This is a genomic window from Microbacterium oxydans (genome assembly GCF_000956405.1).
In the GTDB taxonomy this organism is placed as follows: Bacteria; Actinomycetota; Actinomycetes; order Actinomycetales; family Microbacteriaceae; genus Microbacterium; species Microbacterium oxydans_C.
The window spans coordinates 64,464-78,330 of record NZ_JYIV01000030.1 but is presented as its reverse complement, the minus strand read 5'-3'; the positions used below and the strand labels follow the sequence as shown (position 1 = coordinate 78,330).

The window sequence follows — 13,867 nt, the reverse complement described above, 5'->3', positions numbered from 1 at the left end:
CCGAGCGTCTCGCTCACACAGCAGATGCCGTGCTCACGTCACTGCCGGGCGTTCGTCAGAGGCTCGTGAGACGTCGTTCTCCCAGAGTCGGGCTACGCATCACTTGCCAATCGAATCGCGGCGGCCGTCGTCCGAAGATCACACCGGAAGGCTCAGCTCATCTCGTCACTCCCGAGGGGCGTGGACCTTGGGTTCCGCGGCCGGGCGTTGACTTATGAGGAAGCGAGGCTGCTCGGGCAGAAACATGGACTCGCGTTCGGTGAACCCGAGCAACCGTACCCGCCGCCGACTCGCTCCGCTGAATGGCGACTACACATCACTCGTGAAGACAGCGAGCGCACAGTGGGCACCCCGTTGATGCCCAGGGATCCACGCTGTTGCATGATGGTCGCCCCTTGGCCCGGCTGCTCGATGTCTGTGCAGTGACAGGATGGGGTGTCGATCCGCCCCGTTCCGGCCAAGTCCCCGAATCGGAGGATTACCTCAATGGCGTTAGAGGATCGGACTCGACTCGTGCTTAAACCCGCCCCGGAATCACGCGGCAAAGCACCTTCCGCGTACAACCCACAACACCATCAGAGAACCCCGCCCGTCTCGGGCGGGGTTCCTTGTATCCACCATGATCCATCCCCATCGTGGTGGGGAACGCGATGGGGACCGCCACGCTCACGGGCCGGTACTTGTATGCGTCGACGATCTCGCGATGGGACGAGGTCGACGGCTGGCTCGCCCTCGGTGCCCGACCCCGACAGGCGACGCATGCGCTTGCGCGTGGCGCCGTGCAGTCCGCCCTGATTCCCGCGGTAGATCAGACGAAGACCACCGGCCTGGTGACGCTGCCCGGCGCATTCGTCGGCGCCATCTTCGGGGGCATCTCGCCCCTGGAGGCGGGGCGCTTCCAGATCGTCGTGCTCGCGTCGGTGCTCGCGGCCGGCACGATCACGGCCGTGGTCACGGCCTCTTGGCTCGCCCCCATCGGCAGACGGCCGACTGCCCTGGCGTGATCGACGTCCGGCGCGCGCAGGAGCGCTATGCGGTCGACAGCCGCAGATCCACTCGCAGCCCCTCGCCCGGCGAGTTCACGAGAGTCACCGTGCCGCCGGCATTCGCCACGATCCCCGCGACGATCGGCAACCCGAGTCCGGCCCCTCCCCCTGTTCGAGCGGCGCTCTGCCGTGAGAAGCGATCCATCGCCGAGGCGACGAAGCCGCTGTCCATCCCGCCGCCGTCGTCGATCACACTCAGCACGACCGAGTCGACGTCGCTGTCGCCGAGGCGGAGTTCCACCACCCCTCCATCGCCGATCGCCTGAACCGAGTTCCCGATGAGGTTGTCGCAGATCCGCCCGAAATCCTCGACGGTCACCGAGACGGTCGCGTTCGGCTCGGAGATCTCCGCGTCGAAGTCGATGCGGATGCTGCTCGATGCGACTCGCCGCCTCCAACGGTCCACCGCGTCTGCCAGCTCGGTGGACAGTGCCTCGACGGTCGCCGTGCCTCCCGACCTCTGCGCGTCGATCCGAGAGAGCTCCAACATCGAGGTGGCCAGAGACGACAGGCGGCTGAGGGTGCGTTGCGCCGCAGCAACTTCGGCCTTCATCTCGACCGGGTCGAGTGCCTCACGTTGAGCGAGCTCCAAGCGGGTCTGGATGATCGCGAGCGGCGTGCGGAACTCATGGCTGGCATCCGACACGATCTGCCGCTCGCGCTCCGCCGACCTGCGCAGCTGTGCGATGAGCTCGTTGAGCGTCTCCGCCAGGTCAGAGATCTCGTCTCGGGCCGGCCCGACCGGAAGCAGCTCGGTACCGGGCTCCGCCGCGAGTTCTGCCGCGCTGCGACGCAGTCGGGCGACAGGACTCAGTGCGGCCGAGCCGATCAACCATGCCGAGGCGCCGAACGCGAGGTTGATACCGGCGATACTCGCGATCAAGAGCCAGGCGACCTCCGCGAGCACCTGCGAATCACCGACACTCGCTGTCACGACATGCCACGTTCCCTCGGCTGTCTCGACCGAGGTCGAGCGCGCGATGTACTCGGTGGCGCCGTCGACGCGCCGAGTGCCGTCCGGCTGCGCCGCGAGCTTCTGTGCCGTGCCGGCGGCGGATTCGGGGAACGTGTCGATCATCACAGCCCCGGCCGGGTTCACGACGGCGACGAACTGCCCAGGGCCCGGCATGTCGAACTCTTCGGTGTCGCCGGTCGTGATGGCGGTGACGTATTGTCCTTCGATCCCTTCGAGCACTCGGATCTGGCCATCGCTCACGATCCGCGCCACCTGCGAGTAGATCACGATGCCGGCGACGATCGATATGAGGATCGCGATGAGCAGGCTTCCGCCCGTGATGCGCGTGCGGATGCTCAGCCGGGCGATGTTCATCGTTCGGTCGCGATCAGCTCGAACCCGATGCCTCGTGCGGTGATGATCCGCACGGGCGCATCGACTGCGTCGAGTTTTCGCCGGACGTAGCTGACGTACTGGTCGACGATGTTGGAGTCGATGAAGGCGGCCGACCCCCAGATCGCATCGAGTATCTCCGATCGAGGCATCACACGCCCGATGTTCGAGGCGAGAAGCCGCAGAAGATCGAACTCCGTGCGGCTCAGACGCAGCTCCCCCTCGTCCGTCGAGATCTGGTGTCTCGTCATGTCGATGTGCAGGCCGCCGACCTCCATACGGGTGCCGCCGATCGCGTCGCGCCGCCGCAGAGCGCGAAGACGTGCCGCAAGTTCCGCGAACTCGAAGGGCTTCGTCAGATAGTCGTCCGCGCCCGCATCGAGCCCGCGGACCCGGTCGTCGACCGCGACTCGGGCAGTGAGCATGATGATCGCCAACGCCTCATGCTCTCTGCGCAGCCACCGGCACAGCTCGAAACCCGACATTCCCGGCAGCATGACGTCGACGATCGCGATGTCGTGGCCGCCGGCTGCCGCGAGGGCCATCGCCTCGACGCCGTCGGCAGCCACGTCGACGACGTACCCTTCGTCCCGCAGGCCACGAGCGATGAGGCCGGCCATCTCCGGTTCGTCATCGACCGTCAGGATGCGCAGAGCCACGTGTTCGACCTCCTCGTGGCGATACTACGGTGCCACCACGATGCGCGCTTCTGCCACCGCTGCCTCAGCCTCCCGCCGCTGCCTGTTCACCTTGACCCCCAGGTATGCGGCGAGCGCGATGATCACGACCAGGAACACGATGCTCGTGACCGTCGTCCCCACCCCGAGCCCACCATCGGCGGGAGCCTGCGAGAGCAGATCACCGATCGAGGCTCCCAGAGGTCGCGTCAGGATGTACGCGGCCCAGAAGCAGGCGACCACATTCGCCTTGAAGGCGAAGCAGGCGATCGCGATCACGCCGATCAGCGCGGAGAAGAGAATGGTGCCGAACACGTAGCCGAGCCCGAGGCCCTCCGAGATGAGATCACCTGCTGCCGTGCCGAGCGCGAAGGTGAACAGGATGGCGACCCAGTAGAACGCCTCGCGACGTCGCGTGAAGATCGTGTGGATCGAGAGTGTGCGCTCGCGGGCGAACCAGACCCCGAAGGTGAGCGCGAGGATGCCGCTGAAGACTGCGGTGCTGACCCAGAGCGGCACCCCGAGCACATCGGTCATGTTGTCGGTGAGGAGTGTGCCGACGATGCTGATCAGCACCACGACGGTCCAGTAGATCCCCGAGGTGTATCGCTTCGTGGCGAACTGCGCGATGAGGGCGATCACGAGGAGGGCGCTCATCACCCACGTCGTGAGGCTCAAGCCCAGTCCCAGATCCGCGTTCAGGAAATCGGCGAAGGTCTCGCCCGTGGTGGTGGAGAGGATCTTGATCACCCAGAAGGCGAACGTCACCTCGGGCACCCGATTCAACAGGATGGTGCGTGCATGTTCCGAAGTCGTGGTTGTCATGACGCCACGTTCTCGGCGCATGCTTGGCGTTGCCTTCGGAACAGGGCCACGAGGAGTGAGGGTTCTCTCAGAGAGCTCACCGCCCTCCGATCCTGAGAGCCTTCTCATGCCGCGGGGATGCTTCCGGAGGGGGTTCCGATGTTGCGCGAGCAGAGTGAGACTACTTCGGTGGATTCGACCGCCCGATGGATTCGGAGGAACAGCATGCTCGGTGTCCGCACGGTGCAGACCGGCACTGCGCGGCCGTCGATGCGCCCGTTCCTACGTCCGCTCGGGGCCGCGTGGACGCTGGGGACTGTGGGCGCACTCGTCGGATTCGCCGGCTCGTGGATTCCGTCGTACTGGGGCGACGAGGCTGCGAGTGTGATGTCGTCCGAACGATCGTGGTCGAGCCTCGCCGGAGTGCTCGGCAGAATCGATGCCGTCCATGGCGTGTACTACGCGCTGCTGCACCTCTGGGTGCGTGCGGCCGGGACATCCGAGATCGCCACCCGCCTTCCGAGCGCTCTCGCCGTGGGCGTGGCGGTCGCCGGCACGGTGGTGCTGGTCGCGGACCTCACGACGACGCGGACCGCGATCATCGCCGGAGTCGTCTGCATCGCGCTCCCCCGTATGACGTACATGGCCACGGAGGCGCGCTCCTACGCACTGGGCACGGCGGCAGCGGTGTGGCTCACCGTCCTCCTCGTCCGGCTGACCCGGCGTCGTTCCGGTATCGGAGCCTGGATGGGCTACGGCCTGGCGGCCGCCGCATGCATCTACCTCTTCCTCTATCTGGGGCTGATCCTCATCGTCCACGCGGCATACATCCTGGTCGCGCACCGCGACCGGGTCGTGCTGTGGCTGCGTGCGTGCGGCCTCGCGCTGCTGCTCGCTGCGCCGATCGTCATCATCGGATACCTGCAGCGGGAGCAGATCGCCTTCCTGGCCCGGCGCAACTACGCGACGCCGCGGAACGTGTTCATCGCGCAGTGGTTCGGCGACCCGCTCATCGCGGTCATCGGGTGGACCCTGATCGCGACGGCGTCCGCCGCCCTCCTGTACGCGGTCGCCGTCCGCGATGCGGAGTTCCCGGTGATGCACCGCTCGCGCCGCCGTCTGGCCGGACTGGCTCTGATCTGGCTCCTGGTCCCCACAGCCGTCCTCCTGTGGGTGAACGCGTCCATCGCTCCCGTGTACAACGTGCGGTACCTGTCGATGTGCGCCCCTGCGGTGGCCGTACTCATCGCTCTCGGGTCAGAGGTGATCGCCGCGTGGGCCACTCCACGTCTGAGTGCTCTTCTGCCCATCGCGCTCGTCGCCGTTCTGGTGATCGCCTGCGTCCCGGTCTACGCGGGTCAACGGACGCCGTGGGCCAAGGACGGCGGAAGCGACTGGCGAGCGGCCGCCGAGTATCTTTCTCAGCACGCACGCGAGGGCGATCTGATCATCTTCGATCAGTCCACCAAACCGTCCCGCGATCCCCGTCTCATGACGGCGCTCTATCCCGATCGGCTCGCCGGCCTCCAGGACATCGCGCTCACGACCCCGTACACGCAGCGGACCCGTCTCTGGGATGCGGTGGAACCGAACGCCGCGGCGGTGTCCCTCCGGAGCGGACCGGCGAGCATCTGGGCGGTCGAGGCCCCGGCAGCGCATGCACGGCCCGACGACATCGCGATGCTCCTGCACCTCGGGTTCTCCGTCGAGACCTCGCAGCGCACCATCGCAGCACCGTCTATCACCTGATCAGGGAGTGACCATGCGGGGACGGCTCTCCGGGTCGGTCACGTCCGACCTCCTGCGATTCTCCGCTGTCGGCAGCGTAGGGCTCGCGGTCGACGTTCTCGTCTTCAACGCCCTCCGCATATCGCTCCTCCCCGATGCTCGGGTCCCCGGAGCCGTTCTGATCGCGAAAGGCGCAGCCACGTCGCTTGCGATCCTGGTCAACTGGGCGGGGAATCGATGGTGGACGTTCCGGACCCGCCATCGCGCGAAGGTCGCCTCCGAGGTGGCGTCGTTCTTCGCTGTCAGTGTGGGCGGGAGCGTCATCGCGCTCGGCTGCCTCGCGATCAGCCACTATCTGCTCGGCCTCACGTCCGTCACCGCCGACAACATCTCGGCGAACGTCATCGGCCTCGTCCTCGGATCGGCGTTCCGTTTCCTCGCCTCCCGCGCGTGGGTGTTCCGCTCCTGACCTTCCCAGGCCTTCCGGATAGGCTGTTGCCGTGCCCCTCCTCTCGATCGCCGGTTCGACGCGTGCCCCGCACCGTCTGCGTTCGGCGACCACGATGAGGGAGTGGATGCGGATCATCATGCACCCTGGCACGAACGGGTGGACCAGCGTCTGGGGCACCCTCTCACACGGCGAGATCGCGGGCTGCCCGCCGCCACGGAACTAGACCACGCCTCGAACGGGGCGGTGGTCTTCTGCGCCATTCACCCCTTCTCTCGCGTGAGGTCTTTCCGTGTCCACGAATCCTTCCCCTGCCCGCTTCTCCCTCGCCCCGCACGCCCTGTGGCAAGGCATCCGCTCCAACGCGCGCAGCGACGTGCTCGGGGGTTCGCTTCTGCTCGCGGCCACGTTCGCCGCGCTGATCCTCGCCAACAGTCCGGCCGCGCCCTGGTACGAATCCGTGCGCGACTTCACCTTCGGCATCCCCGAGCTGCATCTCGAGCTCAGCGTCGGCGCGTGGGCGTCGGACGGACTCCTGGCGATCTTCTTCTTCGTCGTCGGGCTCGAGCTGAAGGAGGAGTTCGTCGCGGGGCGCCTGCGCGATCCCCGCCGCGCTGCCCTGCCCATCGCTGCGGCCGTGGGTGGGGTGGTGGTGCCCGCGCTGATCTTCGTGCTGATCAACGCCGCGAGCGGAGCGGATGCGCTGCGCGGCTGGGCGATCCCCACCGCGACCGACATCGCGTTCGCGGTGGCCGTGATCGCTGTCGTCGGCAAGTTCCTGCCGCCCGCGCTGCGCGTGTTCCTGCTGACTCTCGCCATCATCGACGACCTCATCGCGATCACGATCATCGCGACCTTCTACACCGAGAGCATCAGCTTCCCGTGGCTGATCCTCGCACTGCTGCCCCTGGCCGGATTCGCCGCGCTGGTGGCGAAGGGCGTGCGCGCATGGTGGCTCCTGCTGCCCCTCGCCATCGCGGTGTGGGTGTGCATCCACGCGTCCGGAGTTCACGCGACGGTCGCCGGCGTGCTGCTCGGCTTCGTCGTCCCCGTCACCGCGACGAAGCGTGCCCGGGTGCGCACGGGCACCGACGCGCAGGGTCGGCCGGTCTACGACGGCATGGCCGCGCACCTCGCCGACCGGTGGGGCATCGTGGCCACGCTGTTCGCCGTCCCCGTGTTCGCATTCTTCGCCGCCGGCGTCACGGTCGGTGGATGGGACGGACTCGCGTCGGCGTTCACCGATCCGATCACGATCGGCATCGTCATCGGACTGGTCGCCGGCAAGCCGATCGGCATCCTCGTCACGACGTTCCTCCTGAGCCGGATCCCCGCTCTGCGTCTCGACGAGACGCTCCGCTGGCCGGACCTGACCGGAATGGCGTTCCTCGCCGGAATCGGCTTCACCGTCTCCCTGCTGGTCGGTGAGCTCGCCTACGGGTCGAGCTCGGTCGCGGACGAGCACGTGAAGATCGGCGTGCTGGTCGGGTCGTTCGTCGCAGCCCTCCTGGGCGGGATCATCCTGGCGCGGCGCAGTGCGCTGGCCCGATCGGCGCGTCGGGTCGAGTGATCCCTCACCGACCTTCCGGTGAGACCGTCGCCTCCGGATGGGCGTCGCTCAAGAGGCTTCCATCCGGCGGTCGACGGTCCCAGGACGGGCGACGGATCGCATAGAAGACCAGGGGTGGTGCGCCCAGCACCACGATGACAGCGCCGACGACCCACGGATAGGCCGCGGGCGGGAAGGCGGTGAATCCCTCGGGCGGGATGAACGCGAGCAGGAATGCCGCGAGACACGCGACGAAGCCGACGCCGGCGACCAGCGGCAGCGCAGCGACGCGGTACGCGCGGTGCACCGTCGGCTCCTTGCGACGCAGCACGATCGCCGACGCGAACATGAGCATGTACATGATCAGGTACAGCGCGGCCGCCATATCGATCAGAGCGACGAACGCGGCACTCACGTTCGGCACCACGATGAAGATCGCAGCGAGGATCGTCACGATCGTGCCCTGGAGCATCAGGATCCCGGACTGGACCCCCGCCTTGTTGCGCCTCTGCAGCATCGGTGGAAGCAGGCCTGTCTCGGCGGCGGCGAGCACGCCCTTCGACGGTCCAGCGACCCAGGTGATCACGGAGGCGAGCGCGCCGGCGGCGATCAGCGCCGAGACGGCTGCCGTCGCCCAGCCCATGCCCCAGTGATCGAAGTACACACCGAAGGCGAGCATGATGCCGTTGGTGAGCCCCAACTCCTTCGACGGGACGGCGACGGAGATCGCCAGCGTCGGAAGGATGAAGACGAGCAGGATCAGGCCGGCGGCGAGGAACACCGAGCGGGGATACCCCTTGCCCGGATCCTTCATCTGGTTCACGTGGACCGCGTTGACCTCCATGCCGGCGTACGCCAGCACGTTCGACACGATCAGCACGATGGACGCCAGGCCGGTGAAGGGTGGGATGACCGCCGATGCGTCGAGCGGGACCTGGCTCTTCTCGCCGCTGAACACCCAGATCGCACCGAACACGATGAGCAGCGCGGCCGGCAACAGCGTGCCGAGGATGCCGCCCCAGGAGCCGAGCTTGGCGAAGAGGTTGCCACCGCGGAGGGTGACGAACGTCGATCCCCAGTAGAACACGATGATCACGACCGCAGTGAAGAACCCCGAGCTCGACAGCGACGGGTCCATGAACACGAACGCGAGCGCGCCCGCGATGAACGCGAGCTGCGTGGGGAACCACACCACGTTCTGGATCCACTGCAGCCACACCGCGGTGAATCCCCACCTGTTCCCGAGTGCCTCCCGCACCCAGACGTAGATGCCGCCCTTCCATCCGGTGGCGAGCTCGGCGGCGACCAGGGCCGTCGGCACCAGGAACACGATCGCGGGGATCAGATACAGCATGATGCTGCCGAGGCCGTACGTCGCCATGGCCGGAAGCGAGCGCAGACTGGCGACCACGACGAGGGTGAGCAGGGCCAGCTGGCCGACGCCGAGGATGGCGACGGCCGGCCGGGACACCTGCGTGGCTGCGGACGTGCGCGCGGCAGTGGGGCGAGGCTGTCCCGCTGCCGGGCTCGATTCGGGCGTTGCGCCCGTGTTCGAACTGGACATCGTCGGCTCAGTGGTGGAAGGCCGACTGGGGCTTCTCGGCCGGCATCGGCGACTCGAGTGCGTCGAGGTAGGCGACTTCGGTGGAGATCGCCTGCAGCAGCTCCTCAGCGAGGTCCATGCTCAGCCCGTTGCGCACGACGATACGCTGCACCGTGATCTTCTCCAGGTCGGCGGGCATCGGATACGCCGGGATCAACCACCCTTTCATCCGCAGCCGATCCTGCAGATCGTAGAGCGTCCAGTTCGTCGTGTGTCCATCCTTCAGACGCCACGCGAACACGGGGATGTCACTTCCGTCGTTCCAGAGCTCGAACGCGTCGAGCTGGGCGATCCCGGCGGAGAGGTACTTCGCGACGTCCTGGGACGCCTGCTGCACGGCCCGATACCCCTCGAACCCGAGGCGCAGGAACAGGTAGTACTGCAGGACCACCTGCGCCCCCGGCCGCGAGAAGTTCAGCGCGAAGGTCGGCATCTCCCCGCCCAGGTAGCTCACCTTGAACACCAGGTCCTCCGGAAGCCATTGGGCTTCACGCCACACCACCCAGCCGAGCCCCGGATACACCAGCCCGTACTTGTGCCCCGACGTGCTGATCGAATGCACCCGCTCGAGCCGGAAGTCCCACACCAGATCGGGCTGCAGGAACGGCGCGATCATCGCCCCCGACGCCCCGTCGACGTGGATCGGGATGTCGAGACCGGTGTTCTTCTGGATCTCGTCGAGCGCGGCGGCGATCTCGGCCACCGGCTCGTACATCCCCGTGTACGTGACCCCCATGATCGCGACGACGCCGATCGTGTTCTCGTCGACGTACTTCGCCAGGTCATGACCGTCGAGCGTCTTGTGCTCCTCGCTGATCGGCACATAGCGCGGCTCGACGTCGAAGTAGTTGCAGAACTTCTCCCAGCACACCTGCACGGCAGAGGACATCACGATGTTCGGACTCGAGGTGTCCTTCCCCGCCGCGCGCCGAGCCTGCTGCCAGCGCCGCTTGAAGGCGAGACCGCCCAGCATGCAGGCCTCCGATGACCCGATCGTCGAGGTGCCGATGCTCTTCTCCGCGTCGGGCGCGTTCCAGAGGTTGGCGAGCATGTGCCAGCAGTTGTCCTCGATCGCCGCCGTCTGCGGGTACTCGTCCTTATCGATCATGTTCTTGTCGAAGGACGCCGCATAGACCTGCTTCGCGTCGTCGTCCATCCAGGTGCTCACGAACGTGGCGAGGTTCAAGCGCGCATTCCCGTCGAGGATCGTCTCGTCCTCCACGATCTGCTTCGCCGTGTCGGGGAGCGACTCCCCTGGCGGGATGACATGACGCGAGGTGAGCGTCGCCTCCCCCGGCCTCGTGAAGATCGGCTGGTCGGCGCTGGAGGGAGTGCTCATGTCCGGAACCTTTCGCATCGCTGTCGGCGTACGGCCGGCGACACGCTCGATCCTCGTCGCTGGCCGTGTGCCGACCACTATCCCAAGAGCGACGATGCCGCACCACCCCACTTTCGGCCAGATCGAAGCTCCCCCGGGTGAAATCCAGACGCTGCCCGACGAACAGCGATTGGCCGTGCTTAGCATGTGCGGAGCGGGGCTCCGCCGTGGAGTGGACTCCCGAGATCATCGGCTGAGGGCCGTCGACTCAGCCCGGAGAAGGGAAGCATCCATGGCTGAACTCATCGTCATCTCGTTCGACAGCGAGCCGCAGGCGGAAGGCGCCTATGACGAGATCCTGTCGCTGCAGAACGACCTCGTCGTCGAGCTCGCGGGCCTGGCGCTCGTGAAGGTCGACGAGAAGGGCAAGACCAAGGTCGAGTACCCCGGTGCAGCGGCGAACATCGGCGTCGGTGCCGCCGGTGGCGCGCTGTTCGGCATGCTGATCGGCTTGCTGTTCTTCGTCCCGTTCGCAGGGCTGCTCTTCGGCGGTCTCTTCGGAGCCCTGTTCGCGGGGCTGGACAAGACCGGCATCGACGCCGAGTTCCGCGACCGGGTGAAGAACGCCGTCTCCGAGGGGAAGTCCGCCGTCGTCGTCTACGCGACGAAGATCACGGAGGACAAGTTCGCGGCCGCCCTCGCCCCGTTCAACGGCACGGTCGTCCAGACATCTCTCTCCGCCGAAGACGAGAAGGAGCTCATCCACGACCTCGGCGGCGCGAACTGACTCGCGTCGGCAAGCAGAAGGGCCCCGCTCCTGGAGCAGGGCCCTTCTCGGCGTTCGCCCCCGTTTCAGCGATCGAGCCGGACGTCAGCGATCGAGGATGGCGCGGGTCGTCACCTCGGGCCGCAGATCGAGCCTCCGCAGCAGCTGAGCGTTGAGCGCGACGACGATCGTCGACAGCGACATCAGAATCGCCCCGACGGACATCGGCAGCACGAACCCGATGGGTGCGAGCACACCCGCCGCCAGCGGGACGGACAGCAGGTTGTATCCCGCGGCCCACCACAGGTTCTGCTTCATCTTGCGGTAGGCCGCGCGTGAGAGCTCGATGACCGAGAGCACGGAACGCGGATCGTCACTGGCGAGGATGACTCCCGCCGAGGCGATCGCGACATCCGTTCCGGCACCGATGGCCAGACCCACGTCCGCCTGTGCGAGCGCGGGTGCGTCGTTGACGCCGTCGCCGACCATCGCGACCTTGCGGCCTTCGTGCTGCAGTTCCTGCACCTTCGCGGCCTTGTCCTCGGGACGTACGCCCGCGAAGAACCGGTCGATGCCCAGATCCTCCGCGACCGTGTGCGCGACGGCTTCCGCATCGCCCGTGATCATGACCACCTGCACTCCGAGGGCATGCAGGGCATCGACGGCTTCTCGCGACTCCGGGCGGACTTCGTCGGCGAGCTTCAGCGCACCGATCACTCCCCCGTCCTGAATCACGTGCAGGATGATCGCACCGTCCTTCCGCCACTGCTCGGCGACGGGAAGCTCGTCCGACTGCTCCTCCGTCAGCAGGTGCGGGCCGCCGACGCGCACCGTCGTCCCGTCGACGGTCGCTGTCACACCGACCGCGGGCGACGACGTGAAGTCGCGACTCGCCGGCACGGACAGTCTCTTCTCGGCCGCGGCGCGGACGATCGCCTTCGCGAGAGGGTGCTCGCTGTCGGCCTCGGCTGCAGCGGCGAGCGCCAGCACCCGGTCGGCGTCATGCCCGCCGGAGACCGAGACCTCCGACACGGTGGGCTCGCCTTTGGTGAGCGTCCCGGTCTTGTCGAACAGGACCGTGTCCACGGTGCGCATGCTCTCCAACGCGAGCCTGTCCTTGACCAGGACGCCGCCGCGGGCGGCCCGCTCGGTCGCGATCGACACGACGAGCGGGATGGCGAGACCGAGAGCGTGGGGGCAGGCGATGACCAGCACGGTGATCGTACGGATCACGGCGGCGTCCGGGAAGCCGACGAGCGTCCAGACGATCGCGGTGATCGCCGCGGATCCGAGTGCGAACCAGAACAGCCACCCCGCCGCGGTGTCCGCGAGGCGCTGCGCGCGCGAGGACGAGCTCTGCGCCTCTGTCACGAGTCGTTGGATGCCGGCCAGCGTGGTGTCGTCGCCGGTCGCGGTGATCTCCACCCGCAGCCCGGAATCCGTGGCGACCGTGCCGGCGGTGACCTGATCGCCGCTGCCGCGCGTGACCGTGCGGGACTCCCCCGTCACCATCGATTCGTCCATGGACGCCCGTCCGTCCACGATCCGCCCATCGGCCGGTACGCTTCCGCCGGGCCGCACGATCACGACGTCGCCTACCCGGAGATCGGCAGGTGAGACCACGACGACCTGCCCGTCCTCGACACGCTCCGCCTCGTCCGGCAGGAGCGCAGCGAGCGAGTCGAGAGCAGAGGTCGTCTGCGCGAGCGACCGCATCTCGATCCAGTGCCCGAGCAGCATGATCACGATGAGGAGCGCGAGTTCCCACCAGAAGTCGAGCTCGTGATGCAGGACTCCGAGGCTCGCTCCCCACGACGCGAGGAATGCGACCGTGATCGCCAGCCCGATGAGCAGCATCATGCCGGGCTTGCGCGAGCGGATCTCGCTGACGGCGCCCACGAGGAAGGGCTTGCCTCCCCACACGTACATCACGGTCCCCAGCACGGGCGAGACCCAGGCCAAGCCGGGCACGTCAGGCAGGGTGTAGCCGAGGATCATCGCGAACATGCCCGACAGCGCGACGGTGGGGACCGCGAGGGCGAGCATGATCCAGAACAGCCGCCGGAACTGGGCGACGTGGTCGCCGTGACCCGCATGACCACCGTGCCCCGCGTGGGCGTCGTGACCCGCGTGGACATCGTGACCCGCGTGGACATCGTGACCCGCGTGGACATCGTGACCCGCGTGCTCGTCGTGCACCGCGTGGGCGGTGTGGTCGTGGGCGGTGTGGTCATGGTGCGGAGTGCTCATTGCCTCTCCTCCTCGGAAGAACGATGCCGTGCGGGGCCGCGACTGCATGCCCCACACGGCTGGAACGGTCAGGCTACGGTGGCGTATTTCGCCGGATCGGCGTCGAAGGCCGGTCCGCATCCCGCGCAGCAGAAGTAGTAGCGCGTGCCCTCGTAGTCACGGAACAGGCCTGCGGCCTGCGCATCGGCGATGACGACCGGGCTTCCGACCATCACCGGGCACTCTGCCGTGCCACCGGCTGCGGGCGCGAGCAGGTCCTTGCGCCCGTCGGCGGATACCGCGGTGGTGCTGTTCACGCTGCAGCAGGAGCCTGCGGGGGAATCGGACATG

12 protein-coding genes and 1 pseudogene are annotated in these 13,867 nt (G+C 67.4%); 6 read left to right on the top strand and 7 right to left on the bottom strand.

What is annotated here, in order from left to right:
• Nucleotides 1–632 precede the first annotated feature (632 nt).
• A pseudogene (locus tag RN51_RS15765) lies at nucleotides 633–1,004 on the top strand (ABC transporter permease); the annotation flags it as partial.
• 25 nt (nucleotides 1,005–1,029) lie between these two features.
• On the opposite strand, the gene RN51_RS15760 reads toward RN51_RS15765, so the two are convergent.
• Genes RN51_RS15760 through RN51_RS15750 form a run of 3 tightly spaced genes read right to left on the bottom strand, consistent with a single transcriptional unit; the run spans nucleotide 1,030 to nucleotide 3,896 of the window.
• The gene (locus tag RN51_RS15760; RefSeq protein ID WP_045265000.1) at nucleotides 1,030–2,376 is read right to left on the bottom strand and encodes a sensor histidine kinase; all 1,347 of its coding nucleotides are present in this window, start codon (nucleotides 2,374–2,376) and stop codon (nucleotides 1,030–1,032) included.
• Entirely contained in the window at nucleotides 2,373–3,053 is a 681-nt protein-coding gene (locus tag RN51_RS15755) for a response regulator transcription factor (protein WP_231579327.1), read from the bottom strand. The genes RN51_RS15760 and RN51_RS15755 overlap by 4 nt, the downstream gene beginning before the upstream one ends.
• A 24-nt stretch (nucleotides 3,054–3,077) precedes the next feature.
• Nucleotides 3,078–3,896 carry a hypothetical protein gene (locus RN51_RS15750; RefSeq protein WP_197073273.1) on the bottom strand — a complete coding sequence of 273 codons (819 nt, stop codon included), beginning with the start codon at nucleotides 3,894–3,896 and terminating at the stop codon, nucleotides 3,078–3,080.
• Between the two features lie 204 nt (nucleotides 3,897–4,100).
• Between RN51_RS15750 and RN51_RS15745 the strand changes: the two genes are divergently transcribed.
• The 4 genes from RN51_RS15745 to nhaA all read left to right on the top strand — a co-directional run bounded on the left by RN51_RS15745 (nucleotide 4,101) and on the right by nhaA (nucleotide 7,621).
• Nucleotides 4,101–5,624: a glycosyltransferase family 39 protein gene (locus RN51_RS15745; protein ID WP_052674751.1), complete on the top strand. Its 1,524-nt coding sequence runs from the start codon at nucleotides 4,101–4,103 to the stop codon at nucleotides 5,622–5,624.
• Nucleotides 5,625–5,637: 13 nt separating this feature from the next.
• A complete protein-coding gene (locus RN51_RS15740; protein WP_045264998.1) occupies nucleotides 5,638–6,072 on the top strand; it encodes a GtrA family protein in 435 nt (144 codons plus the stop codon).
• A 31-nt stretch (nucleotides 6,073–6,103) separates the two neighbouring features.
• Nucleotides 6,104–6,277, top strand: a complete 174-nt coding sequence (locus tag RN51_RS18605; RefSeq protein ID WP_197073272.1) for a hypothetical protein — start codon at nucleotides 6,104–6,106, stop codon at nucleotides 6,275–6,277.
• Nucleotides 6,278–6,343: 66 nt separating this feature from the next.
• Nucleotides 6,344–7,621: a Na+/H+ antiporter NhaA gene (nhaA, locus tag RN51_RS15735; protein ID WP_045264997.1), complete on the top strand. Its 1,278-nt coding sequence runs from the start codon at nucleotides 6,344–6,346 to the stop codon at nucleotides 7,619–7,621.
• 4 nt (nucleotides 7,622–7,625) lie between these two features.
• Here the strand turns inward: nhaA and RN51_RS15730 are convergent, their stop codons facing one another.
• Nucleotides 7,626–9,164: an amino acid permease gene (locus RN51_RS15730; protein ID WP_231579326.1), complete on the bottom strand. Its 1,539-nt coding sequence runs from the start codon at nucleotides 9,162–9,164 to the stop codon at nucleotides 7,626–7,628.
• Nucleotides 9,165–9,171: 7 nt separating this feature from the next.
• On the bottom strand, nucleotides 9,172–10,542 hold the full coding sequence (locus RN51_RS15725) for a glutamate decarboxylase (protein ID WP_231579325.1): 1,371 nt from the start codon (nucleotides 10,540–10,542) through the stop codon (nucleotides 9,172–9,174).
• A 271-nt stretch (nucleotides 10,543–10,813) separates the two neighbouring features.
• Here RN51_RS15725 and RN51_RS15720 point away from each other — a divergent pair, with 271 nt between their 5' ends.
• Nucleotides 10,814–11,308: a DUF1269 domain-containing protein gene (locus RN51_RS15720; protein WP_045264995.1), complete on the top strand. Its 495-nt coding sequence runs from the start codon at nucleotides 10,814–10,816 to the stop codon at nucleotides 11,306–11,308.
• Between the two features lie 84 nt (nucleotides 11,309–11,392).
• Here the strand turns inward: RN51_RS15720 and RN51_RS15715 are convergent, their stop codons facing one another.
• Both RN51_RS15715 and RN51_RS15710 read right to left on the bottom strand, forming a co-directional pair.
• Nucleotides 11,393–13,537, bottom strand: a complete 2,145-nt coding sequence (locus tag RN51_RS15715; RefSeq protein WP_045264994.1) for a heavy metal translocating P-type ATPase — start codon at nucleotides 13,535–13,537, stop codon at nucleotides 11,393–11,395.
• 68 nt (nucleotides 13,538–13,605) lie between these two features.
• Nucleotides 13,606–13,866 carry a YHS domain-containing protein gene (locus tag RN51_RS15710; RefSeq protein WP_045264993.1) on the bottom strand — a complete coding sequence of 87 codons (261 nt, stop codon included), beginning with the start codon at nucleotides 13,864–13,866 and terminating at the stop codon, nucleotides 13,606–13,608.
• Nucleotide 13,867: the final 1 nt, after the last annotated feature.